The sequence below is a fragment of the Arcticibacter eurypsychrophilus genome, from assembly GCF_001730525.1.
Classification (GTDB): Bacteria; Bacteroidota; Bacteroidia; order Sphingobacteriales; family Sphingobacteriaceae; genus Arcticibacter; species Arcticibacter eurypsychrophilus.
In genome coordinates this window covers 104,791-130,051 of sequence record NZ_MDFN01000013.1, presented here as the reverse complement: position 1 = coordinate 130,051, position 25,261 = coordinate 104,791, and the positions used below count along the sequence as shown (strand labels likewise).

Sequence of the window (25,261 nt, the reverse complement as noted above, 5' to 3'; positions counted from 1 at the left end):
ATGCTGTTTATGCTTGTTATTCATTATCTCCTAAAATCAGGTCGATTAGATCAAGTGATTGTGTATTTTAAAAAGGTATACCGGCAAAATCTTATCCGTTTTACAAAAGCATTATAGCTTTTGTAAAACGGATAACTATAGCATGACAGGCTATTATTAATGGCTACTGACCTCTCATAATCCGAACTTCAAAGCTTTTGTAACTGTATAGCTGCCGATCTTAAGGTCTCTTCTTTTTTTGCAAAACAAAACCTGATCAGTTTATTTTCTTTTTTGTCTCTATAAAAAGCACTCAGAGGAATCGTGGCAACCCCATAGTGTTTAGTAAGCCATACTGCAAATTCATGCTCCGGCAGGCTGCTTATCTGGTCGTAACCTGCCAACTGAAAATAACTTCCTGCCGATGGTTCATAAATGGTAAACGGTGTGTCTTTTAATATGGATAGAAAAAGGTCTCGCTTTTTCTGCATAAATACACTCACAGGTTGATGCAAAGGAAGCTGAAGGTACTTTGATAAAGCATATTGAGCTGGTGTATTTACAGAGAAAGATAAAAACTGGTGTATTTTACGAAATGCTTCAGTAAGAGTTGGAGATGCTATACAATAGCCAACCTTCCATCCGGTAATATGCAATGCCTTGCCAAATGAATATAAGACGAAGCTTCGCAACCTAAGTTCTGGGTGTCTTAATATACTAATGTGTTTCTTACCATCATAAACGAGTTGCTCATATACTTCATCCGATAAAATTACAATCTGAGTATCTCTAACTATTTCTGCAAGCAAGTCCCAATCCTGCTGGCTTAAAATTGTACCAGTAGGATTATGTGGTGTAGTTAGAATTATCGCTTTCGTTTTAGTGTTTATACGATCTTTAACCTGATTCCAATCTATAGAAAAAGACGGAGCGGAGAGTGTAATGGTAATTGCTTTTGCTCCATTCATTTCGATATTGGGAATGTAACTATCGTAGGCCGGTTCAAATACAATTACTTCATCTCCGGGCTGTAATACGGCTGCAAACGCCGTATAGATTGCGTAAGTAGCACCTGGTGTTATGGTGATTTCAGTATCTGCATTTACCTGAACGTTTTGACTTTCAAAAAGATGTCTGGCAATCTCTTGTCTTAGACTTAGCAAGCCCGCCATCGGAGCATATTGATTAAACCCTTGTTCACTTGCCTCCAAAAGTAAGTTTCCAAGATTAGGATCAACGCCAAAATCAGGAAATCCTTGCGAAAGATTGATGGCACTATACTTCTGCGCCAATGCCGACATAACAGTAAAAATAGTGGTACCTACATTTGAGTATTTTTCAGGTAATTGCAGCATGGATTTAAAAATTTGATGACTGATCTTGTTCGTGTTTTGCTTTTATAAACACCAGTTCAAGATACTGTTTATTGACCGGAATCTGGGTAGTGCTTTGCTTTCTGGCTTTGCCGGATGTTAAAGGTTGATGACGAACTGATCATGATGATTTCTATTGCGGTTTCTATTAGTGAGGTTTCTTATGTCATATCTATGGTACTGATCACGGCTAATCTGATGATGATCTTCATGCCTTATATTGCCCAGTACTTTAACTTTCCACAGGAAGTGACCGGAGCATGCGCTTCTCTGATCTGCTCAACAAAAACAGTTGCAAACCCCTGTATGCATTTTTACTTGCACCGCTTTTTAATGTTTCCATTACTTTAATCATTGTATTTTTAATCTTCGGTCAATAGTATTTATATTACTGATCTGTTAAACCTAAAATGTACTTATATTTCTTACTTCAAAAATGAACCTGAATACTGGATTTTAAAGAGCTTTCCATGTTCGAAAGTGTAATGTTTTAGTTAATGATTCTAATAAGAATGCAATAAGAATCCAGAATGAGTCCGACTTTAGCTAGTTTACGTCGGACTTTAATTGGATTCTTACTAGTTTGTATTTACATTCAATAACTTAAGTATAGCAATTAGGGTTTAGTTAATGGTACACCACTTCTTCCTGTTTTATAAGGGAATCTTTGTCTCAAGCTAGCGTTTAAAGGGATATTGTGGTTTACCTTATATGTTATTATTTCGGGTATTTAAATAACAAGGCAGGATGCGGTTAACCGCATCCTGCCTTGTTATTTAATTTGGTATAAAGGTCTCTTTATGACCTCAAGATAGGTATGAGTTTAGAAAGTATAACGCAATGTTGCACCATAAGTTCTTTGGTCTCCTAGTACAGCTGCATAATGCCCTGCATTACCTCCAGCAGGTAATAACTGTTCAAAATAATCTTTATTCAACAAATTACGGCCCCATATATAAGCAGATAATCCTGAGATAGTTTTATAGCCAATTCGTCCGTTGATTAATGTATAACCATCCACATTCAAAAAGGCTGAAGGAGAGGGACTAGAAGAGAACTTGGAGCGGTAAGATCCGTCCAGTGCTGTGAAGAATTTCGATTCTTTATTGAAAAACTTAGCAGGGATAGCAAATTCACCACCTAATGATCCTGCCCATTTTGAGACACCAGGAAGTTCTCCACCTGAAATGTCCTTAAATGCAACCTGCACACCATTTTCTGTCAAACCTGTTTCTTCAAGCGGAAGTGGAGCATTGGTAAATTTAACATACTTTGCATCGGTATAAGCACCAGCTCCGGTGAATGAGAAATATTGGCTTGCTCTGAAATTGGCATCAACCTCAGCACCACGTACACGTACCTTTTCTGCGTTAGCCAGGTAGCCGCGATTCACTCCTATTTCAGCTGATTGCACATTTGTTTGGTAGTTCTTTATATCTGAGTTATGTAAGGTAACGTTTAGCGTAAAATTAGTAAATGGCGTAGATTTAACACCGAGTTCATAATGTTTTGTATCCTCAGGTTTGATCACTGCCAAATCAGTTGCTGCTTCTCCATTAACTGTTGGTAGTCCCGATACATTCACTCCAATAGGTTTGAAACTGGTTGAATAGGTAGCAAATGCATTTAAACGCTTATTTGGTCTGTAGGAAGTAGTAAGTGAATAAGTAAAATTTTTCTCATTGGCATCTGCTACGTAAGACTGATTGGTATAAACCAGAGCTTTCAAGGCTAGCAGCGCCGGATCAGTGGTTTGAAGGCCTCCATAGGTAGTTCTGCCGTATGATACATCTTTCTTATCATAATTGAAACGAATACCTGGCAATATGTGTAAACCGGTTACAATTTCGTAATCTATGTTGGCGAAAACTGCTGCACTTGAAGATTTGATCGAGAATTTATTTTCTACTCCGAATCCTTCAAAGAGTCCTGGTGTTTTCCATAATGCACTGGTTGTGCTTTGTGAAAAGCGCCATGTGGCAGATCCTGATTCTTCAATCGCTACCGGATCAGTCTGAACTTCCTGATTGATATAAAACAGACCTACAACACCGCTCAATTTCTCAGAAAGCTCTCCAGCATAACGAATTTCTTGTGACCAGTTATGGTGTTTAGAGTAATTGTTCGATTTTGCTAAAGATTGCAAACCCGTAAAGTCCCTGTCGTTAGATGGGCTCCATTTCCAGTAGCGATATGCTGTAGTTGAAGTCAGCGTTCCGGGTCCTATTTTTAAATCGGCATTTAGTGATAAGCCGCCTAAATCATTATCAGAATTCCAGGGAGTATCATGATCTATTTTCCGGTCGAAGGCGTTCTGGCTTGGCAATGAATAACCAAGATCAGCAATGATTGCATTGAACTGGCGATAAGCAGGTCGGAGCGTGGTCACAACTCCTGCCACTACCTGGGCATAGCCATTCGGACGTTGGCGTGAATTGTCCCCTGCAAGCGTTATAGATAAATTATTGTTAGGCTGGTACAATAATTGTCCCCGAACTCCAAGGTTATTAATATCATTAACGTTTTTAAGTGTGCGTATGTTTTCAATTACACCATCACGCTGTGTACCTGAAAAAGATAAACGGCCGGCAAAATTTTTACTCAAAGGACCTGTAATTGAGGCCTTTGCCTGAATATATCCAATATTACCAAAGCTAGTTTCGAAACTGGCACTCGGCGTAAAGCTTGCTTTTCGGGTAATTATATTGATGGCACCAGAACTGGTGTTTTTACCGAATAATGTTCCTTGGGGTCCTCGCAGAACCTCAATTCGCTCTACATCAATAAAATCTAATGTACCTGCGGCAGGACGTGCATAATATACCCCGTCTACGTAGAAACCTACGCCCTGATCGATCCCATCATTGGTTAGTCCGAACGTAGAACCCAATCCACGGATATTTAAAGTGGTATTGCGGGGGTTGGAGGAATAGAACTGAACCGAAGGAACAAGTTCTTTTACCCTGTTTACATTGAAAGCACCAGATTCATCAAGCTTGGTACCACCGACCACCGAAATTGGAATAGGTACGTCTTGTAGGGCCTCTGAGCGTCTTCTTGAGGTGACAACAATTTCATCAAGTTCCGAATTTTCTATCAGAACCAGTTCTAAAGGTGTATCCTGAAGTTTAAGAATCTGAAAGTCCTGTGGTTTATAACCGACTGAACTAACCCGAATATAGAATGGAGGCTCTTGCTTTGAAATAATACGGAAAGAGCCGTTTTCATCTGCACTCACAGATATGTTAGTACCTCTTATCAGCAAAGTAGCATTTGGAACAGGAACGCCTTTAGCATTCTTTATTATTCCAGTTACTACGTTTTGGGCAGAGGCATAGCCTATCGTGAGTAAAACTGAAAAGAGAATAAGTAAACTTTTTTTCATGATTTTGAAATTTGGTTGTGCGCATTTTACAGTATGGTTTATGCGCATAGATTTGATTTTATTTAGGCAATGATTATTGCCAGGCATATTTCAGAGCAATCTTGTATAGCTGTTTTAAAATTTCAATAGGGATTTATGAGCTTTGCCTGGGATTTGAGGGCATAATTGCCGGGTGGCAACTAGAGTGCGCTGCATCAACAACAACAGCAGCAGTCTAAATGTGGGTGTATTTCTTCTCTAGGTGTTTCTGTTTTTATTATAAGAAAATGTAAATCTTTTATCATTTGATTTAATGTTGTAAACAGTCTTTTAATGTTTTGAAACGGGTGATTCTTCAGCAAATATAGTAATCTTTTAAATATTACAAATTAAATCTATAGAAATTGTAGATTTTGTTTCAACAGGTATATTGAACTATTGTTTTCTCTATTTTGGGTTAATGATTTTAAGGGGGATAACATGAAATAAAAACAGGTCCAGGCTAATATATACTAACATCAAAATAGATGTAAAAAGGTAATGACTGCTTTTATTAAAGTAAATTAGCTTTTCTGAAATAGGAGTTATAAATAAAACAATAATCATCAGTGAAATAAAGACTGTAAAGAACAAAAGAATCCAAGATAAGAGGAGTTGGATTCAATGGTATGCTTCCAGGGTCATTATTCATTTTAGCTGATGATTATTGTTTATTTATATTTTGGTCAATTTATAATCGGCTTAGTTAGCCTTTGCGCTATTGGGCTGTACCAGGTTATTGATAAAACTGACCATTTGATTGAATTCTGCTGGAGCGTATAAGCGGGTTAGGAATACGATTTTCCCATTTCGATCAATCACTACGTTGCGAGTTACTCCACTCTTTTTATGGGCAAAACGGCCAAAGATATCCGCTCCAGGATCAAGTGCCAAAGGATAGGATATTTTCATGTCCTGTTTAAACTTCTGCACTTTGTTTAATGGTTCATCCCGGTCAACACCAATCAGAACAAGTCCATTATCTTTGTTTGCCTGCCATACTTCTTTTTCCAAATAAGGCATTTCTTCGCGGCAAACGCTGCACCAGCTGGCTGTAAATTGAAGAACAACTACTTTTCCACGTAGACTTTTCAGGTTTGTTTTTGTCCCATCAGTTAAGATTAATTCAAAATCATCGGGAGCCTGATCGCCAACTTTTACCAGATAGCCCCTGTCATCAGTATTCTGATCAGTCTGTGCAAAGGAAACACTGGAATGGAAAGTGGCAAATACCACTAGTACTAAAATTAGTTTTTTCATAGCTGTTATATTAATTTACGTCAAACCAAAGTTTTGTAGTTAATGCATCTACACCTTGATGGGACACAGCGGCTTTATAGTTAACTCCGTTTAGAGATTGTTCTGTTCCGGGATAAAGAAAACGTACTGGAATCTTCCCGCCCAGCACACCTGTTTTAGCAGGAACTAATTGTGGATAGTCTAAACGGCGCCATTCAGAAAAGGCCTCAAGTCCCTGTCCAAAGAGAGCAATCCATTTTTGTTCACCAATTGACTTTTTATAGTTTATGGGATCGAATGTTATGCTGGGCTGATTGATGTATTGTTCGGTAGCAACCGTACCTATTCCATATTGTCCTAACGAGGCGCGAATTGCATTTTTATATAATGTAGCTGCATCATCCTGAATAAAACCGCGACTGGAGGCTTCAGCTAAAAAGAACAATACTTCGGCATTACTAATAATGACAGAAGGAGCTTTTACTGCTCTGAAATATGCTCCAGGCAATGATACATTGTCAAAACCAATATTACTGGCCTCACTTGTAGTAAGCCCATTGGAAAGACCTATGTATAATTGGGTACTCGGAATTGTTGTTGGAGTGGCATAAACAGGAAGCCGGGGGTCATTCAACTCGAACAGCTTGTCCACTATGGTTTTACTGATTCTGTAATCCTGCCTTGTGAAAAAGGAAAGATATACCGGGTTTTGGTAAGGAGCGTCCTGATAGTCCAGTTTAGCGTTTTCGGCATTTGAAGAAATATAACCACTTCCTTCCTGTTGGATTTCATTAATGACAGTTTGAGTGGTTGCTGGAAGGCGGTCTGCAATACGCAGGGCAAGACGTAAGCGGAGAGAATTGGCAAGCTTCTTCCAATTTAAGATATTTCCGTTATAAATAACATCTCCGCTAATAGCCGGTCCGTCGACCTTCAGTAAGGTTTGAGCTTGTTTTAAATCATTCAATAAGCCCTTATAGACATCTTCCTGGCTATCATAAACAGGCGTAAGGTACTCCGTGATGGAATTGGCTTGAGAATAGGGAATGTCTCCATAGGTTTCGGTCAGCAAGGAATAGACCCATGCCTGGAGTACCAGTGAAACTCCTTGATAATTGTTGTTTCCAGAAGCCTCACCAAGCGAATTAATGGTTTTTAACTGTGCAATACAGGTTGCGTACCAGCTGGACCAGCCGCTAGTGAAACTATTGGGGGTAAAAACATAGCGGTCGGGATCAGTATATTGCACCATGGCCCAATGCTGAACAAAAAGAAGGCTTGACCCCATATTATTGGTTACCCCCCAATATTGATCTGAAGCCGTTCTTATTGTACTGGTGAGCAAATAAGCCGGCTGAGGTACAGTTGCTTCATTTGGATTCTTATTGATATCGGAAAGTTCATCTTTACATCCACTGAAACCAGCTAATGTTGTAATGAATATGCTGAGAAGAAATATATTTCGGTTCATAGTAGATTCTTTAAAATTTAAGGTTAAGGTTAAAACCAAAACTGCGTGTTGTAGGTAATGTCAGTGATTCAACTCCCTGAAAATTGCCAGCGCTTGAAGCTGTTTCGGGATCTATATTCGGGGCGTTTTTATGGATGATCCACAGGTTCCTACCAACCAGTGAAAAGGTGGCTCCATATAACCCTACCTTGCTGATTAGCTTTTTAGGTAACGCATAACCGAGTTTTACTTCTCTTAATTTGACATAAGAGGCATCGTAAGTATTTGACTCATTAATGCTATATAGTGCTTTGTAATAGCTTTGTGCGGATACTATTTGGGTGTTTTTTTGGCCACTTGCAGTTACGCCATCCACTATAATTCCATCATCATGTGTTATTCTATCGTCTGTCGTGTAGGTTAATCCTCCATGCTCTGCATCTCTGCCTTGTAAAGTGGATTCCAATATACCGGTGTATTTACCGGTAGCATTTGTGCTGGAGTAAATTTCTCCTCCATGACGTACGTCGATCAGGAAGCTCAGGTCAAAATCTTTATATCCAAAACGGTTCGTTATACCGCCTAACCAATCTGGTGTATATTTCCCTAAAATATGATAAGAAGGGTCTGTTGCAGGGGTTCCATCTGCATTGACTACTGTATTTCCATTTGCATCTTTCAGGTAGGCTGTTCCAAATAAGGTTCCGTAAGGTTGACCAACGGTTGCCAGTACCTGAGCGGTTCCGCTTGTTCCAATCGTATAACTGGTCAGGAAGCCTGCTTTGTCAAGTTCCACAACCTTACTGCGGTTTCTGGAAAAGTTGAAATCTATATCCCAGCTGAAGTCCTTCGTTTTTATAGGGTTGATGCCTACCTGCAATTCAACTCCCTTATTATTGATTTTTCCGGCGTTCACTAATTGTTTATTGTAACCAGTTGTAGGACTCACATCAATGCTTAAGATCTGATCGCTGCTGTTGATGTCATAATAACTGAAGTCCAGTTTCAAGCGGTTCTTAAAAAATCCAAGTTCAGTACCCAGCTCGGAAGAGGTAGTGGTTTCCGGTTTTAGATCAGGGTTCTTTTTTATCCCATTAGACGTCAGCTGCGGATTTCCATTAAAAGGAGCACTAAAGCCGTAAGCGTCAATCAGGTTATAGGGATCTGTATCTTTCCCTACTTTAGACCAGCCTCCGCGTATTTTGGCATAAGTAAGTATATTGCTTTGAATGTTCAAGGCATCGGTAAGCACCAGACTGGCATTTACGGATGGGTAAAAATAGGAAAGGTGATCAATCGGAAGGGTAGAAGACCAGTCATTACGGGCAGTTAAGTTTAGGAAAGCATAATTACGAAAACCAAGCTGAGCAGAAGAAAACAGACTGTAATTTTTTAAAGATGTAGAGGTTCCTGAAGAAATGAGTGCATCTCTGGAGTTCGTTAAGGTATACACATCTGGAATAGCCAGACGGGGAGCCTTTTGGTTATTACGCTGAAAGGATTGGCTTCGGATGTTTCCACCGCCAAGGATATCCAGGGCAAAGTCGCCGGAGAGCTTTTTGTTAAAGTTTAATGTGAACTCTGTATTGTTTTCATTGACGGTATAGGCATCTTCTTCATACGACCCATTCGGCGTTCCGCTGGTACCGTAAGCAATTCTGATTTTTCGCCTATCGGTATAATAATCATTACCGGTACGGAAGTTAGCGATCAGGTTTTTCGTGATTTTATAATTCAATCCTACATTTCCTATAAGACGATCGCGTAACTGGGTTACCGTATTTTCATATGCGATGAAATAAGGATTGGCGTAGTAACTGTTATTCCAGTTTATGTTATTTCCCTGATCATCTTTATATTTTTTCAATTGAGAGACGTCTACCTGCCTGCCGAACCAAGTGAACTGGAGCATGTACCCATTAGACCGGAATACAGCACTAGGCAGGTTATCTGTATTGGTTCTTACGTAGTTTGCATTTGCGGTAAGTGTCAGTTCAGGAGTGATTTTATAAGAAGTATTGAGGGAAAAGCTGTTTTTACCAACTGCTGTGTTGGGTGTAATACCCGATTGATCGCTGTTATTATAAGAGAAACGGTAATCTAAATTATCACTTGAATTGGCTATAGCTACCCCATTATTCAGAGAATACCCAGTTTTAAAAAAGCTTTTTACATTGTCTGGGTGAGGGATAAAAGGGACAGGGACTCCATTGGAGTTAAATTGAGGGATTAGGCGACCGTCCATTTTAGGACCCCAGCTTTCGTCTACACCATCATTAACACCCCCACCTTTACCATCTTTAAAGCTAAAGTTTCCATCAGCTCCTTGTCCGTATATATTCTGATACGTTGGCAGCAGCGCAATCTGGTCAAAAGTATTATTTGAATTAATGGTGATGCCTATTCCTTGTTTTCCTTTTCCTGTTTTGGTTTTGATTAATATCACACCTGCCGCAGCGCGTGAACCATATAAAGCGGCAGCATTGGGACCTTTTAAGACACTCACAGATTCTATATCTTCCGAATTGATATCGGCAATAGCATTTGCCCAATCCCTTGTGCCTCCTGTGCCCTGTTGCGAATTATCAACAGGTACACCATCGACCACAAACAAAGGCTGGTTGTTGCCAGCAATTGAAGTTTCCCCACGAATAATGATGCGGGCTGAACCCATATTACCCTGGCTATTGGTTACCTGTACACCGGCAATTTTTCCTGATAAGGCCTTAATAAAATTGTTTTCCCTTGCCTCTGCAATTTGTGCCCCTTTTACTTCCTGAATGGAATAACCTAGCGATTTCTTTTCTTTTGAAATATTTAAGGCAGTTACCACCACTTCATTTAAAAAGTTCTGTGCATCTTCCAATACAATTTTAAGATTGCTTGAATGTGCTTTAACCAATACTTCTTGTGGGTTGTACCCTATAGAAGAAAATACAAGAAGATCATTTACTGCAGCATTTACTGAAAACTTACCATTGGCATCGGTTTGAAGTGCAATGGGCTTTCCTTTAATTGAAACACTAACACCAGGTATCGTTAAACCATCAGATTTAGAGAGCACTACACCCTCGACCTTTGAGGATTGGGCATTTAATTGACATAAAAGTATGGACAGAAGAAAACCTGTTAAAAATAATTTTTTAAACATATGGATATATATTGAATAGGATCTGGATTATACACTTGTTAGAAGGGTGCGATCTGATTGATCAGGGCATACAGCAACAACAGCACATTATAGGAATATACATAGGGGAGTTAGATGAAAAAGTTTTTCGTGTCATTGTTTTTTTTGTTAATAATCAAGAAATGACGATGGGAAGAGGAAAACGAAATGAAGCAATGTTCTTTGTTAATATATTGGGAAACTGTTCACTTATCATTTCAGTAGCATTAATATTCCTGAAAGGATTTAGCACCTTTCGCCTGCAGACGTAGGTTGCTAAGACGTCTTCGGGCCTTATCCCTCGGTCTTTCTTAATAAGTATTTAAAAGAACGTGTTTGTAATGCGACAAATGTATGTATATTCTATTGTTTTTATAGAGTACAAGTGCGAATTTTATTTTATTTACCTTTTACTGACTGTTTATGAGCTTTACATAAATGTAATTACTGTTAAGTTCTTTTAACCGACTTCAAATAAGCTATGACATCCCTATCTGCTATTAAGTCACGATGAGATACTTATTACTGGAATAAACTGCAATAAATACCAAAATAATAAGATGGACAGCATTGCTATAACAGCAATCCATTTAGTACGGAAATCTTTTCCGAATGGAATGAAAAGACCTGATATTGTTAATCCTGATATTACAGTAAATAGCATTTAAAGGGATTTTTTGAAATTGAATTGACCAAAATAATAAGGAATGATCATTCTTCTTATATTATTGTCGCTAAAAAGGAGTTGTAATGCTCTATTTCTAATGATATGGTTTTCAAATTAATAACAAGTTTTCTTACTATCTGTTGCTTTTGCTTTTCGATTCGATTTTCAATAGCTTACAACTCTCATTTCGAAACCATTCGATATTAAATTATTATTGATCCCTATTACTTCTATATTTGGCACCTCCTTAACATAAAATTTATCTCACATTTATGTGAAATTAATGAACGATAAGAAAGTTAACATCATCAATGCTTCCCTGTCTGGAAGATGGGCTCTTGCCTGGTCCGAATCTCTTTTTAAGCAAAAGCTGCTATTGGCCATAGCCATGATGTTATGCCTTACCCCGGTTTTTCCTATTTTTTATCAGTACATAGAAGCCCGACAGGGTTATGCGTACAATGACTGGTTGCTGATTAATGTTCCTGCAACAGATGTCTCTATACCTATTTTTACCATTACCTGGGGAATGGCGATCTTTTCGATGATAAGAGTGGTGCAAAGTCCTACATTGCTTCTAAACTTAATGTATGAAATTATTGTACTGAATATTTCAAGGTTTATTACAATTTCTTTGGTACCTCTTAATCCACCTGAAGGTTTAATTGACATATGGGATCCCATTACGGATCTGTTTTACGGAGCTACCTATGTCACTAAAGATTTGTTTTACTCAGGACACACAGCAACCCAATTCTTGTTTTTCCTGATACTCCAAAAGAAAAGTGACAAACGACTCGCCCTTATTACCACTACTTTAATGGGGTTGCTGGTGCTGGTGCAACATGCCCACTATACTATTGATGTAGTTTTCGCCCCTGCATTTACTTATTTGTGCTATTTGTTAGCAAAGAAATTCGCGAATTAAAAGCTGAAATAGATACTTATGCTTAACTAAATGTTTTAGTTCCCTTGAAATAGCTATTCAGCAAATGAATAGCTATTTGATAAAATTAAAACTAATGCTTAATTTTGACAAACCTAATCCCAATGCATAAATTATTGATTGACCCTAATGATAAATTACCTAAGATTAAACAGATTGTACAGGCACTTATACGGGACATTGAAAAGGGAGTTTTAAAAAAAGATGAGCGCCTTCCTTCAATTAATGATTTTAGTAAACAGCATCAAATTGCCAGAGATACGGTTGAAAAGGCTTATTCCAGACTGAAAGAAAAAGGATTTCTAATATCCGTTCCCGGAAAAGGAAATTATGTAGCTGAAAGGGTTCAGGATAGACTAAATATCCTAATGGTATTAAATAAAATGAGCTCCTACAAAAAGGAAGTATATTATTCCTTTCTAAAAAAACTCGGTACTAAAGCCAAAGTCGACCTTCAGATCCATCATTATGATCCCAAACTTTTAAAAGAAATATTAGATCATAACAAGGGAAAATATCACTATTACGTCATCATGCCTCATTTCTTTCATGACGCTGATCCTAAAGATTATATGCCGGTGTTAAAAAGTATCCCTCCTCATGAGTTAGTGATCCTTGATAAGAATGTTTTATTGGATGACGAGGCCCATATTGCCGTATATCAGGATTTTAAACGGGATATTTATGAAGCATTGTTGTCAGCAGAAAAATCGCTTCAAAAATACAAAAGCATTACAATCGTATTTCCGGAATTAAACAATCATCCTATTGAAACGCTGGATGGAATCAAGCAGTTTTGTAAGGATTATAAAAAGAAATTTGCTATCGTTCCTGATGTCGACCGAGTTCAATTAAAAAAGGGACAGGTATTTCTTACCCTTACTGAGTCTGCTCTGGCAGATCTAATCAAGATGGTCAGGTCTAAAGGATTAAAATTGGGAACTGATATTGGAATTATCTCATTCAATGAAACGGTACTAAAGGAATTGTTAGACATAACCGTTATAACCACCAACTTTGAAGAAATGGGGAATACTGCTGCTACCCTAATTCTGAATAAAGAATTTAAACAGGTTCGCAATTCATGCAAATTAATTGAAAGGTCGTCACTTTAAAACTTTAATGGAAAAACGCACATCACGGTAAAAGCTTTATTGTTTACTTTTAACTTATCAGGAAAATTAAAAGTAGATGCTGGTAATAACGATGATGTCATTACCCAAAAATAAGGGCTGATTGATGAAATCTTACTAGTATAGCCCATTCCGAAATTTATTAATTTCATTTAGTGACTACTACTAGCTATTTAAGGATTGCAGGATTTTTATGAATTTACTGGAAATACTTGTAACATGATGACCATTATCACCAAAGATAAAACAGAAAGAATTGTTAATGTTTTTGAAACAGGTTCTACAAAAAGTTGATATGATTCGTTGGTTAAATGGAAAGACTACACGGATGCTAAGACCAAAAAGTAGCTGCTGTCAATAATAGGTGACGACAGGCAGCTACTTTTAATCATCTTTGAAAATAACCAGTTAAATCTTTTAAAATAAACAGTCAATTGGAAAAAACAACTATTCCATAGCCTGCATTCCCATATTGGCCCACTCTTCTTTTGATGGTCCATAAATTCCTGGAACAGGAAGTCCAAGCATCCGCATAATCACAGTCATTTGTCCACGGTGATGTGTTTGATGTATAATCAGTACCTGCAATATCTTACCCTTTTCCCATTCTTCACCGTACATGTTTACTTTATCCTCAAGAGAAGAATTAGTCCATTTTGAATTTACTGCCTTGCTAAGCTGTTCACAATAATCCTGATAGGTACTTACAAGTTCGGAAATAGATTCAGGCGTAGGACTATTCTCTAAATGATCAACAGGGAATAATCCTGCTTTGTGTCCCATTTCTGTAATGGTTTGAGTTAAATGCCATGCCAGTCGTTCCAATGAGCGTACATGTTCATGAATTTTTACCTGACGTGTTTCTTCTGTAATTAATGAGAATACTTTAACGGTACCTTCTGTCTCATTCTTCCAGTCTGTTATAAAATTGTAAATATTTCTGTACATAATTAAAGTTTTTATTTTTCAAGTCAGGTAATTATCCAGACAAGAGCAAATGTCGACAATAAATTTAAAACTAAAATGATTAGTGGTGTCAAATTAAATAAACTAATTATTTTAGTTATTTTAAAGACTTTAAAGTATAGCTGCAAATACAAGTAGGCATTAATCTGGCTGGTATGAAGAATTAAAGACAGATGATAGAGGGGTAGTGGAATTTATGCCGTTATTGCCTGGCAGATATGTCATCGATATAATCGAAAAAGAAAAGAGATTTTTAGAACTAATCATCAAAATGGTATCCCTCCTCGCCAAAAAGTACCAAAGCTTATTATAACTTATTCTTTTAATTGCCATTAGAAGCAGCACATACGTGAAAAATTGATTGAGAAAGCAAAGGAGGCATTAACAGGGACGTCGTTATCAATCACTGAAATAGTTTATCAACTTGGCTTTGATTACCTGCAATCGTTAAGTAAACTATTTAAAAGTAAGTCGAAAGTATCCCCTGTTGCTTATCGCCATAGTTTTAGTTAAAAAAGTGCATAACAATTAATCAATAGATTGTATAATTACTATTTGCCTAAATGCACTTTCGCTGACTTAGCATTTTGGCTAATTAGTGCGAATCACCAATGTGTTTTTAACCAATCCTGATGAAGTAGCCGTTACCTTAATATCGCCGGTTCTTTTATTTTCTGACTGGATGATAATCTGCGCCAACCCATTAAATAACTTTCGCTTCCAGGGAGCCGATGGAACTTTGAATTGAATTAGACCAGGGTTGGTGTTTAACACATCCCAATCATGTATCTTTTTGAGTGGTAAGGTAATTATAGTAATTGAATTACGGCCTTCTTTTATCATGCTTTTGTTTATGCTGAAGACATTGCCTTCTTTTTTATAGGCAAGATTGGCAGCTAACAAGTGACCGTTGATATAAACAGATTGTTCGCGTCCAATGCTATTATAAAAAAAAGTTAACCACGAATTGGCCATATCTTTCGTTAAATTAATGCTGCCCCGATACACCCAAGCTTTAATACTGGTATCAGCAAGACCTGTAAATGCTTTCTTCCAGTTGTTATCATCAAAATCTACCTTCATTTCGCTTCTGTTAATTGTATCAGAAACAGGCAATTCCTTCAGATCTACAATTGATAAATTCTGGATCTTCTCTGTATATTGATCTGGTTCGAGAGATGTAGGATTACCATTGCCAACACCGATAATCTTACCGGGACCTTCAATCGAAAAGTGGATCTCGTTATTGGCATCCGGTACTTGGCGGTTTTTTTTATCCACCACAGCAATTGTTATGATTGATATATCTTTTCCGTCTGCCTCAATATTGTTTTTATGTGCAGTAAGTTTGATTTCTGTTTGTGGTCCCGTAGTTTGAACAGTTTCTGTAAGTGCTTTTTTGCCATCAGAGTATCCGATGGCTTTAAGGATTCCAGCTGTAAATGGTACCTTCCATTCCAGATGGCTATTTTTGATCATCGTCTTTTTGCCCAGGCTTTTTCCATTAAGAAAGAGTTCCACTTCATTGCAGTTACTGTATGCCCAAACTTCTATCAATTGCCCTTCTTTTCCTTTCCAGTTCCAATGAGGGAGTAGGTGCAGTACAGGTTTGTTCCCCCACCAAGACCTAAGGTACCAGGCATCATCTTTCGGAAAACCACATTGATCAAGCATACCAAAATAAGAACCAACTGATGGCCATTTATATGGAGTCGGTTCACCCCGGTAATCAAAGCCTGTCCAGATAAACATGCCAGCCAGAAAGGGCCGCTGTGCATAGTAGTTCCAACCCTCCTCTATACTATAGGCACTAGGGCGGGGCTTTGCATCATAAGCTGATTTATAATGTAGACTGTCATTGGTAACGTAAACTCCACGGGTCGAAAAGGTAGATCCTTCCTCAGTACCCCATCCCTTTTGTTCTGGAAACTTTTGATGTTGCGCATCAGGGTTTTCTTGCGCAATATAATTGTAGCCCATTAGATCTACAACGGCTGATAGTCCCTGTCCCCAGCCTCCGCTGAAACCTGCAGTAATGGCACGTGTGGTGTCCAGACTTTTAACGTAAGCCTGCATAGTCGTTGCTATTCTTGCCCCTGTACTATTGTTTTCAATTCCCCATTCTTCATTTCCAATAGACCAGCTGATGATGCTTGGATGGTTACGGTCTCTTTCAATTAATTTCTTCAGATTCCCCAGATGATAATCATTAATGCCCATTAAACGATTTTCGTCAATGACCAGCATCCCTAAACTATCACAGGCATCAAGCAATTCAGGGGTAGGAGGGTTATGGGAACAACGATAGGCATTACTGCCCATTTCTTTCAGCTTTGCAATCCTGAAGTACTGAAGCTCATCAGGCATTGCCGCGCCCACACCTGCATGCTCCTGATGGTTATTCGTTCCTTTAATCGCTAAACGTTTCCCATTTAAAAAGAATCCGGTGTTGGCATCAAAGCGTATGGTACGTATCCCGAATTTAGTTGTATACTCATCTACCGGAATATTATTTATTAGAAGTGTAGTTACTATATGATGCAAGTAAGGCGTATCAACTGACCAAAGTTTTGGATGGGCTAACATCAGCTGGCTTACATATTCTCCTCCTTTATATGGGGCTAACTCGGCACTGCTGGTTTGCTGAGTAGCTAGAATATGTCCTTCTCTATCGTAGATTTTTTGCTCTATAGTAAAGTGAATATTGCTTTTTCCCTCATTTTTGATGTTAACTTTAGCCGTTACAGATGCGCTATCGTTCTTTAAGTTAGTCGTAATAAAAGTTCCGTTAGTCGCTATATGTACCGGATTGGTTTTATTAAGCCAAACGTGCCGGTAAATACCAGCCCCCTCGTAAAACCACCCTTCTTCCATAGAGGCATCAACGCGGACTGCAATTGTATTATCTCCCCCATAATTCAACAGATCGGTGATGTCATATTCGAAAGCATTATATCCGCTTGGCTCTGTACCTAAATAATGCCCGTTCACCCATACTATAGCGTTACGGAATACTCCATCGAAAGTAATAGTGATTCTTTTTCCATAGTCCCCTTCAGGTATATTGATTTTTTTGCGATACCAGCCTACGCTATTTTCGGGGAAATTCATTCCGATAGCTTTAAATCCATGACTAAAACTAGCCGATTCACTAAATCCGGCTTCTACAGCCCAATCGTGGGGAACGTTTAGTTTTCGCCAGGAACGGTCATCAAAATCAGCGGAAGCAGCACCATCTCCATAACCTGCCTTTGCCAGATAAGAAAAATAACTTGTTCCGTTGTTGAAATCCCTTTTTGCGTCGGAAGGGTGGCCAAATGCAAAACGCCATGCGGTATCAATACTTATATGTTCTCTTTTTCCCGCAAGATGGTTTAAAGGTTGTGCAAAAGTTAAGGAAGAGCATAGAAAGACAAGAAGGGTGAATGTTAAGGTTCTCATTTAGGGGACAAAGTAATTTGGTTAACAATTTATTAGTTAATTTCATCCACAACCTTTCTAATATATCGCCTCTACATTCTTGCTTTCAGCATAACCTATATAGTCGAATAATCTATCTCTGATTGTTGGAGTTGCAATTGATCTCTAAACAAAAATACATACTATCACAGTTATACCCAAATGGTTCTAGCGGTTTTCTTGTATATAAGTACCATAAATTGTTCGTGTCTCTTAAATCAATAAATGTACTTATGTGTTCAATCAAATCATTCACTGGGTGATGGTGCTCAACGAAAAAGATGGATATTCTATCTACACCTCAAAAGATCTAAAGGTATGGAATTCGGAAAGTCATGTTACCGGATTCTGGAATATCCCGATCTTTTAAAACTGCCTAAAGAAGGCGACCAGAACAAAACCAAGTGGGTGATGTATGGTGCTTCAAATGCCTATATGATCGGATCGTTTGATGGTAAATCTTTTACTCCTGAATATGGAAAATATTATTTTGTTACCGGTACCATCTACGCGGCGCAGACTTTTAGTAATATACCAGAATCAGATGGCAGGAGGATTCAGATAGGTTGGGATTGCAGCAGCCTGGAATGCCTTTTATTTTATCCTAAATATTCTTATTTTAGTATTCACATTGACTTATGTATTTGTCTGCGTTGAGATGAAGAAATGTGCTGAAGATGATATAACCTAGTTATATTAGAGCTGTAGCATGAGTACTGTCAATTAACTATAAAGAACTTAAAAATGAAATATATTGCAATTCTTATTGTTCTGCTTATTATAGAATCTGCTGTTGGACAGACAGTAGTAGATCTGAGTGAATTTAAAAAGAATGGGACAACCTTCACTCGAAACCACAACGAGCTGACCTTTTTATGGCCATCAGGAAAGGAGGGTAGGGGTAAGATGGTATTAAACCTTGATCAGGATAGACCCTTGTTTAGCAGCGTTCAGCTTGGTACAGGAGAAAAGTTTGCAGAAATTGCCTCAGGACTTGATCCTGCCTTTGTGCTAAGGATAGGAAAACGTATTTTAAGTCCCTCAAGTGGTGGATGGGATGTTTTTTTTGATCGTTTTCCCACAAAACCCTATAAAACGTATGCCCTGAAATTGGATAAAAAGAAGGTCAAAGTTAAAACTGACGGTACAAGAACTATCATATCAATTTCAAACATTTCAGCATCAACTTTTAAAGGCGATTTGGAAATTATACTGTACAACGGAACTGCATTGTTCAATATTTCTGCTAGTATAACCACAGAAATTGATTCTACAGCCATACTATATGATGCTGGTTTGGTGTCGAAAAGGCAAATCTGGAAACAAATGGCATGGTCTGATACAGACCAAAAACTCCACAAAACTGTACCTTCCAGGGAAGATATCAGCAGAAACCTGGAAGTAAAATACCGCACAATTATCGGAGAAAATCCTCAGGGGAGTCTGGCTTTGTTTCCCGCTCCACATCAATATTTTTAGCCCTTAGACGAAGCGTTTAATTTGAAATTTACCTGGTACGGGAATAATTATCTTGATTTAATTCCAGGTTTTGCCATGGGGATTCGGCAAGATCCCATCGGAGATAAACGATATGTTCCATGGTTCAATGCACCTCCTGGAACCAGGCAGCGCCTTAATTTCTTTTGCCTTTTGAGTAATGGAGACTCTCAGCAGGTTTTAGATGAAGTGAAAACATACACGCATAATGATACCTATGTCCCCCTTCCTGGATATAAAACAATGGCCAGCCATTTTCATAATGAATTTATTTCTAATGAAGCCCTGTCTGGTAAGCCAGTTCCCGAGCACCCTGAGTTCGTAGATGTGCTTAAAGGCAGTGGTCTGGATATTGTTAAACTTGCCGAATTTCATGGTCCTGGTCACCCTAAAGGTCCGGATTCTACTCGTTTAAAAGAGTTGTCATGCTTATTTGAGCAAACGAAACGCCTTTCTGATAAACACTTTTTATTACTACCGGGAGAAGAAGCAAACAATTTCTACGGCGGTCACTGGCTTGCCTTCTTTCCAAAACCTGTTTATTGGGTCATGTCAAGAAAGCCCGAACAGCTTTTCGTTGTTGATGATCCTAAATATGGAAAGATTTATCATATTGGCGATAAAGCCGAAATGCAAAAGCTTCTGGAAATCGAGAATGGATTAGCCTGGGTAGCTCATGCCAGAACTAAAGCTTCAACGAATTATCCGGATAACTATAAAGATGAAGACTTCTTTAAATCTGATACTTACCTGGGGGCAGCATGGAAAGCTATTCCAGCAGATCTTTCCTGGTCAACACTCAGTAAAAGGGTGCTGAATTTAATGGATGATATGGCAAACTGGGGACTCAAAAAGCATGTGATTTCAGAAGCCGACATATTTACAATTACCCATAGAAACGAGATGTATGCGCACCTCAACGTTAATTATCTCCAAATGGATAGCCTTCCTGAGTATAAGAACGGATGGAAATCAGTTTTAAACGTAATGCGCACTGGCAGGTTTTTCGTTTCAACAGGAGAGGTGCTGTTTCCTGCTTTCAGCATCAATGGCAAAACAGCTGGGGAAACCTTAACGCTGGATCAAACCGGAAAAGCTACTGTTAGAATCAAAATTGATTGGACCTTTCCTTTAAATTATGCAGAGATAATCTCCGGAGATGGCCAAAAGGTATATCGCGAGCAAATCAACCTGAATCAGACACTCGCTTTTGGCAAAAAGGAGTTTAATTGGCCGATAAACCTTAAAAATAGGAAATGGGTAAGAATTGAAGCCTGGGATATAGCCGCAAACGGTGCCTTTACACAGATGATCTGGCTTAAATAAAAATTCACTATGAACTCTATCCACAAGATAAGCTACAATTGAACTTGATAACCAGGGATAATACGCTCTTGCTACATGCTATGTTTACCCAATAATCAAATACAAAAAATTGCGTATGATAAGATTGATTTGATAGATAGTGTTCTAATTAAGTCGGATTTGTGTCAATAAGCAGATTTTATCATATAAAATAGCATTTTCAGTAAGTTTTATTTCTATATAAAGACATTGTGTAATTATATTGTGCGTTTTACGGCAATATAATTACACATAAATGCAATTATATATCCATATTTTGCAAATTATTATTGCATTTTTTATTAATTATATAATAATTGCTATATTTCAATAATATTTTACTGCTTTTAACCTCATCTTACTTACATGGATAAAAAAATACTCTTTTTTTTTGCCTTATTGATTATTAGTAGCCATGTACTGCTGGCTCAAACAAAAACCATTACAGGTATTATCACTGATATGGCTAGTAAAGAAACCCTGGTAGGCGTAACTGTACGCATAAAAGGAAGTAACTTGGGTACTAGTACAAGTCCAAGCGGACAATTTCTTATTCAGGCGGCCTCTACAGACCAATTGGTATTCAGTTATACCGGTTATAAAGCAGTAATAGTCGCAATTGGCTCCCGAACTACCATTAATGTTTCCTTAGAAAGCAATGTTGCCCAGTTGAATGAAGTTGTTTTAGTTGGTACGCGTTCAGCCGGACGAGTAAAACTCGAAACCACTGTTCCTGTTGACGTAGTGAATGTATCTAAAACTGCTGCAACAACAGGCCGACAGGATCTTACCGACATATTAAATTATGCAGCACCCTCATTTAACTATAACAAACAATCCGGATCAGATGGAGCTGACCATGTGGAACTTGGAACCTTAAGAGGTTTAGGTCCTGACCAAACACTTGTATTGGTAAATGGCAAACGTCGCCATTCTACAGCCTTCGTTTCCGTGTTTGGTACACGTGGCCGGGGAAACTCAGGAGTCGACCTGAGTGCCATACCAACTGCCTCCATAGATCGCGTAGAAATATTACGTGATGGCGCTTCCGCTCAATATGGTTCAGATGCAATTGCCGGGGTAATTAACCTGGTTCTAAAAAAGAATGTCAACTTGTTTACAGTCAACGTAGGTTATTCGGGTTTTAATGATCCATCTTTCAACAGTGGTAAAAGTGTGGTTTCCGCACAATATCCACATGGAAAAGCTATTGACGGAAACGCAATTACCGTGGATGCCAATTACGGTTTGCCAATAGGTAAAAATGGGTTCATCAACTTTACTGCCGATTATTCAAACAGTGGCAAAACCTTCAGACAGACTCATGATACCACGGGCACAGATCCTGATGCATTACCAATCAACCCGTACAGACGGGCAAATGGTGACGGATCAGCAGAGACAGGTTCCTTCTTTTTAAATAACGAAATTCCTTTAAGTGATAATATAACCTTCTACAGCTTTGGTGGTTACAGCTATAAAGCGTCAGAAGCTTATGCCTTCACACGTAACTTTTCATCCAGACCAGAGCGTTTCCCGACCAATAATGGAGCATTGGTTCCTGCGAGTGGCATTATCTTTAACACTCCTGATGGCGAATCCTACTATAATCCACTTATACAAACACACATATCAGACCTTGCCTTTGCTGCTGGATTAAAAGGAACAGTTGGTCATGACTGGGATTGGGATTTAAGTAATAATATTGGTAATAATACCTTCCATTTCTTTGGGGATAAAACCTATAATGCTTCTCTGGGTGCCGACCAGACCAACTTTGATGATGGCGGATCTAAATTTCTGCAAAACACAACTAACTTAAATTTTAATAAACATTTCGATAAAGTGTTATCTGGTTTTAATATAGGACTAGGAGCAGAATACCGGTATGAACGATATCAAATATTTGCTGGTGAAGAAGCCTCTTACCGAAACTATGATCCAACAGGAGATCAGGCAGCTGGATCACAAGGCTTTCCTGGATTTCAACCTGCTGATGAAGCAAATGCAAATCGTTCTGTATTGGGTGCTTTCGTTGATCTGGAACTAGACGTAACTGATAAGTGGCTCATTAATTTTGCCAATCGATTGGAGCACTACAGCGATTTCGGTTATAACTTCAATACCAAACTAGCAACACGTTATAAAATAACCGACAACTTTAACCTGCGTGGTTCATTGGGTACCGGTTTCAGGGCTCCATCCCTACAACAGATCAATTACAGTTCTACTTTCACCAACGTACAGGGAACAGAAATTTCAGAAGTTAAGATCGCGCCTAACCACAGTCCGATTACACAAGCAGCAGGAATATCGAATCTTACACAGGAAAAATCTAAAAACGCAGGTTTAGGCTTCACCTTTAAACCCATTCCCCAACTAAGCATCACTGCCGATGGATATATTATCAAAGTGAAGGACCGTGTGGTATTATCCGGACAGTTTAGTGCTGCAGACGAAACGCTCGATCCTTCCTTCACTAACTCATTAAATGATTTGAATGTAGGCTCCGCGCAATTCTTTGCTAATGCAGTAAATACGACAAACCGTGGACTTGATGTTGTAATTGATTATAGCAAATCGGTTGGCGACAATCGCTACCGCCTATTGTTTACCGGCAATTTCCAACACATGACCATTGATAAGGTAAACTATCCGACCATACTTGGTGCAACAGAAGCCTTAAGAGAAACATTCCTGAGTTCAAGGGAAAAGAAATTTATCCTGGCCTCTGCTCCACCAGCAAAGTATTCTATCAATCCGGAGTACGGCCACAAAGACTTTACTGTAGGCACACGATTTACTTACTTCGGTAAAATTGAGTTATTGGGTTATGGTGATGGATCTAGTATCTACCCGGTTGTTCCACTTGACGATGGAACAGGTACTGTGCCCGATCAGTATAATTATAGTGGTAAAGTAGTGAGTGATCTTTATTTTTCATATAAGTTCGGCAAATCCACTAATTTTTCTTTAGGTACGGATAACGTGTTCAACGTGCATCCAGACCTTGCCTACGTCAATGGGGCTAAGGGATATGCTTATAATAATGAGCCATCCGGACCATTTGATGCGGTTCAAATGGGAGGGAACGGTCGACGTTTTTATGCTCGTATAGGTATAAGTTTCTAGGTATATCAAACTAGTTTTGTTTAAAAATGAAGTTTTTTTAAATATGAATTAAGTACGCTGAGAATCGACTCTAAAAAAACGTTCGCTAACGCATAACCGAATAAATAAAAGAAAAAGGGGCAGTTCTCATACTTTTGAGACAGCCCCTTTTTGGGGGCCGCAATTTCTTGGTAAATCTTTCCGCTAACAGTAAATGGCTGTACCCGGTGCAGGTATTTCTTTTTAATTACCTTCCCGAAATTATAGCCAATCGTAGCGCATTGTTCCATTAAGAGTAGATTTGCGCCTCAGGTAAGTTTTTTAAAATATCTCCAAATTAATAAATACTTAAAGATTAAATCCTAAATTAGAAATCCGTTTATGTAACAGCACAAAGATCATGATAAACTATAATCAAGCACATTCACAGGTTGTTAGAAATATTTTTAACAGGCTTTTGATCCTTGTTTCTCTGATGATTGGATTAAATAACACTAGTTATTCTCAAGAAAAATTAAAAGTAGTGGTAGTAGGATTGAACCATGATCATGTACATAACGTATTAAATGCTTTTAAGAATGGTAAAGTAACGATTATAGGTATAGTTGAACCCAATCAACAATTATGGAAGAGATTGGGTAAACAATATAATCTGCCAGATTCTTTGTTTTCTATTGACCTTAAAAAATTGTTGCTGCAAAAGAAGCCAGATGCTGTATTGGGTTACAATGAGGTTGCCGGTCATTTAGATATTGTAAAAATATGCGCTCCATTACATCTACCTGTCATGGTGGAAAAGCCATTGGCCGCAACTCTGGAACAAGCCAAACAAATTGAAAAGCTAGCTGATCAATACCATGTTAAAGTGTTAACTAACTACGAAACTACTTGGTATGCATCCTATTATGATGTTTACAATACAATAAACAAATGTAGTATCGGCAATATTAAAAAGATGGTGATGCACGATGGCCATTCAGGTCCAAAAGAAATAGGGTGTAGTGCTGAATTTTTAAGTTGGCTTACCGACCCTGTATTGAACGGTGCAGGAGCACTAAATGACTTTGGTTGCTATGGTGCCAATGTAATGACGTGGATGATGAAAGGCCAGAAACCTATTGCAGTAACAGCTGTTACGAGGCATTATAAACCGGCAGTTTATCCTAAAGTTGAGGATGATGCAACTGTAATTTTAGAATATCCGGGAGCAACCGGTCTTATTGAAGCCTCATGGAACTGGCCTTTTTCTATCAAGGATCTGGAAATTTTTGGAGTAAGCGGTTATTTGCATGCGCTCGACGACATCAACATCAACAGTGTTAACCATGAAAAGATTTCCAGTATTACTCAAGCTAAAGATCTGCCTGCTCAAATAAAGGACCCTATCACTTACTTATCGGCAGTGCTCCGTAATCAGATTGCAGGTACTGACGATCTATCTTCATTAAAATACAATATGATCGTAATGGAGATCCTTGATGCGGCAAAGAGATCAGCGGCAAGCGGTAAAAGAATTGTTTTATAA

Annotated in this window: 16 protein-coding genes and 1 riboswitch; of the genes, 9 read left to right on the top strand and 7 right to left on the bottom strand. The window is 38.4% G+C overall.

The genetic code is table 11. The annotated features are described in order from the left end of the window. Positions 1 to 188: 188 nt before the first annotated feature. Complete coding sequence (locus BFL47_RS09045) at positions 189 to 1,334, bottom strand: methionine aminotransferase (protein ID WP_069659460.1); 1,146 nt, start codon at positions 1,332 to 1,334, stop codon at positions 189 to 191. 114 nt (positions 1,335 to 1,448) lie between these two features. On the opposite strand from BFL47_RS09045, the gene BFL47_RS20225 reads away from it, so the two are divergent. Next, positions 1,449 to 1,703, top strand: a complete 255-nt coding sequence (locus BFL47_RS20225; protein WP_069659459.1) for a hypothetical protein — start codon at positions 1,449 to 1,451, stop codon at positions 1,701 to 1,703. Between the two features lie 472 nt (positions 1,704 to 2,175). Here the strand turns inward: BFL47_RS20225 and BFL47_RS09035 are convergent, their stop codons facing one another. From BFL47_RS09035 to BFL47_RS09020, 4 genes are all read right to left on the bottom strand, one after another. After that, positions 2,176 to 4,737, bottom strand: a complete 2,562-nt coding sequence (locus BFL47_RS09035) for a TonB-dependent receptor (RefSeq protein ID WP_069659476.1) — start codon at positions 4,735 to 4,737, stop codon at positions 2,176 to 2,178. A gap of 720 nt (positions 4,738 to 5,457) precedes the next feature. Next, on the bottom strand, positions 5,458 to 6,015 hold the full coding sequence (locus BFL47_RS09030; RefSeq protein ID WP_069659458.1) for a TlpA family protein disulfide reductase: 558 nt from the start codon (positions 6,013 to 6,015) through the stop codon (positions 5,458 to 5,460). Positions 6,016 to 6,025: 10 nt separating this feature from the next. Next, a complete protein-coding gene (locus BFL47_RS09025) occupies positions 6,026 to 7,465 on the bottom strand; it encodes a SusD/RagB family nutrient-binding outer membrane lipoprotein (RefSeq protein WP_069659475.1) in 1,440 nt (479 codons plus the stop codon). A 10-nt stretch (positions 7,466 to 7,475) separates the two neighbouring features. Then, positions 7,476 to 10,595 carry a SusC/RagA family TonB-linked outer membrane protein gene (locus tag BFL47_RS09020; protein WP_069659457.1) on the bottom strand — a complete coding sequence of 1,040 codons (3,120 nt, stop codon included), beginning with the start codon at positions 10,593 to 10,595 and terminating at the stop codon, positions 7,476 to 7,478. 225 nt (positions 10,596 to 10,820) lie between these two features. Continuing rightward, positions 10,821 to 10,934, bottom strand: a riboswitch (SAM riboswitch). 629 nt (positions 10,935 to 11,563) lie between these two features. Between BFL47_RS09020 and BFL47_RS09015 the strand changes: the two genes are divergently transcribed. After that, complete coding sequence (locus BFL47_RS09015; RefSeq protein WP_069659456.1) at positions 11,564 to 12,208, top strand: phosphatase PAP2-related protein; 645 nt, start codon at positions 11,564 to 11,566, stop codon at positions 12,206 to 12,208. A gap of 122 nt (positions 12,209 to 12,330) precedes the next feature. Next, positions 12,331 to 13,341, top strand: coding sequence for a GntR family transcriptional regulator (locus BFL47_RS09010; protein WP_069659455.1), 1,011 nt, complete (start codon positions 12,331 to 12,333; stop codon positions 13,339 to 13,341). 465 nt (positions 13,342 to 13,806) lie between these two features. Here BFL47_RS09010 and BFL47_RS09005 read toward each other — a convergent pair whose 3' ends face one another. Beyond that, positions 13,807 to 14,307, bottom strand: a complete 501-nt coding sequence (locus tag BFL47_RS09005; protein ID WP_069659454.1) for a DinB family protein — start codon at positions 14,305 to 14,307, stop codon at positions 13,807 to 13,809. A gap of 363 nt (positions 14,308 to 14,670) precedes the next feature. On the opposite strand from BFL47_RS09005, the gene BFL47_RS19275 reads away from it, so the two are divergent. Beyond that, positions 14,671 to 14,838, top strand: coding sequence for a helix-turn-helix domain-containing protein (locus BFL47_RS19275; protein ID WP_083257085.1), 168 nt, complete (start codon positions 14,671 to 14,673; stop codon positions 14,836 to 14,838). Positions 14,839 to 14,916: 78 nt separating this feature from the next. Here BFL47_RS19275 and galA read toward each other — a convergent pair whose 3' ends face one another. Beyond that, positions 14,917 to 17,766 carry a beta-galactosidase GalA gene (gene galA, locus BFL47_RS09000; RefSeq protein WP_069659453.1) on the bottom strand — a complete coding sequence of 950 codons (2,850 nt, stop codon included), beginning with the start codon at positions 17,764 to 17,766 and terminating at the stop codon, positions 14,917 to 14,919. 336 nt (positions 17,767 to 18,102) lie between these two features. Here galA and BFL47_RS08995 point away from each other — a divergent pair, with 336 nt between their 5' ends. The 5 genes from BFL47_RS08995 (at position 18,103) to BFL47_RS08975 (ending at position 25,261) form a co-directional block, all read left to right on the top strand. Continuing rightward, positions 18,103 to 18,441: a hypothetical protein gene (locus tag BFL47_RS08995; protein WP_245681336.1), complete on the top strand. Its 339-nt coding sequence runs from the start codon at positions 18,103 to 18,105 to the stop codon at positions 18,439 to 18,441. 87 nt (positions 18,442 to 18,528) lie between these two features. Then, entirely contained in the window at positions 18,529 to 19,263 is a 735-nt protein-coding gene (locus BFL47_RS20220; RefSeq protein WP_245681335.1) for a hypothetical protein, read from the top strand. A gap of 21 nt (positions 19,264 to 19,284) precedes the next feature. Continuing rightward, complete coding sequence (locus tag BFL47_RS20215) at positions 19,285 to 20,607, top strand: hypothetical protein (RefSeq protein ID WP_245681334.1); 1,323 nt, start codon at positions 19,285 to 19,287, stop codon at positions 20,605 to 20,607. A gap of 384 nt (positions 20,608 to 20,991) precedes the next feature. Further along, the gene (locus tag BFL47_RS08985) at positions 20,992 to 23,757 is read left to right on the top strand and encodes a TonB-dependent receptor (protein WP_069659451.1); all 2,766 of its coding nucleotides are present in this window, start codon (positions 20,992 to 20,994) and stop codon (positions 23,755 to 23,757) included. Between the two features lie 379 nt (positions 23,758 to 24,136). After that, a complete protein-coding gene (locus BFL47_RS08975; RefSeq protein ID WP_083257084.1) occupies positions 24,137 to 25,261 on the top strand; it encodes a Gfo/Idh/MocA family protein in 1,125 nt (374 codons plus the stop codon).

Excerpts from the sequence above, each read along its gene's own strand:
- BFL47_RS20225 (WP_069659459.1), top strand. The coding sequence starts at position 1,449 with ATGTTAAAGGTTGATGACGAACTGATCATGATGATTTCTATTGCGGTT.
- BFL47_RS08985 (WP_069659451.1), top strand. The coding sequence starts at position 20,992 with ATGGATAAAAAAATACTCTTTTTTTTTGCCTTATTGATTATTAGTAGC.
- BFL47_RS08995 (WP_245681336.1), top strand. The coding sequence starts at position 18,103 with ATGGAATTCGGAAAGTCATGTTACCGGATTCTGGAATATCCCGATCTT.
- BFL47_RS09025 (WP_069659475.1), bottom strand. The coding sequence starts at position 7,465 with ATGAACCGAAATATATTTCTTCTCAGCATATTCATTACAACATTAGCT.
- BFL47_RS09035 (WP_069659476.1), bottom strand. The coding sequence starts at position 4,737 with ATGAAAAAAAGTTTACTTATTCTCTTTTCAGTTTTACTCACGATAGGC.
- BFL47_RS20220 (WP_245681335.1), top strand. The coding sequence starts at position 18,529 with ATGAAATATATTGCAATTCTTATTGTTCTGCTTATTATAGAATCTGCT.
- BFL47_RS09020 (WP_069659457.1), bottom strand. The coding sequence starts at position 10,595 with ATGTTTAAAAAATTATTTTTAACAGGTTTTCTTCTGTCCATACTTTTA.
- BFL47_RS08975 (WP_083257084.1), top strand. The coding sequence starts at position 24,137 with ATGATAAACTATAATCAAGCACATTCACAGGTTGTTAGAAATATTTTT.
- BFL47_RS09030 (WP_069659458.1), bottom strand. The coding sequence starts at position 6,015 with ATGAAAAAACTAATTTTAGTACTAGTGGTATTTGCCACTTTCCATTCC.
- BFL47_RS09010 (WP_069659455.1), top strand. The coding sequence starts at position 12,331 with ATGCATAAATTATTGATTGACCCTAATGATAAATTACCTAAGATTAAA.
- galA (WP_069659453.1), bottom strand. The coding sequence starts at position 17,766 with ATGAGAACCTTAACATTCACCCTTCTTGTCTTTCTATGCTCTTCCTTA.
- BFL47_RS09005 (WP_069659454.1), bottom strand. The coding sequence starts at position 14,307 with ATGTACAGAAATATTTACAATTTTATAACAGACTGGAAGAATGAGACA.
- BFL47_RS09045 (WP_069659460.1), bottom strand. The coding sequence starts at position 1,334 with ATGCTGCAATTACCTGAAAAATACTCAAATGTAGGTACCACTATTTTT.
- BFL47_RS09015 (WP_069659456.1), top strand. The coding sequence starts at position 11,564 with ATGAACGATAAGAAAGTTAACATCATCAATGCTTCCCTGTCTGGAAGA.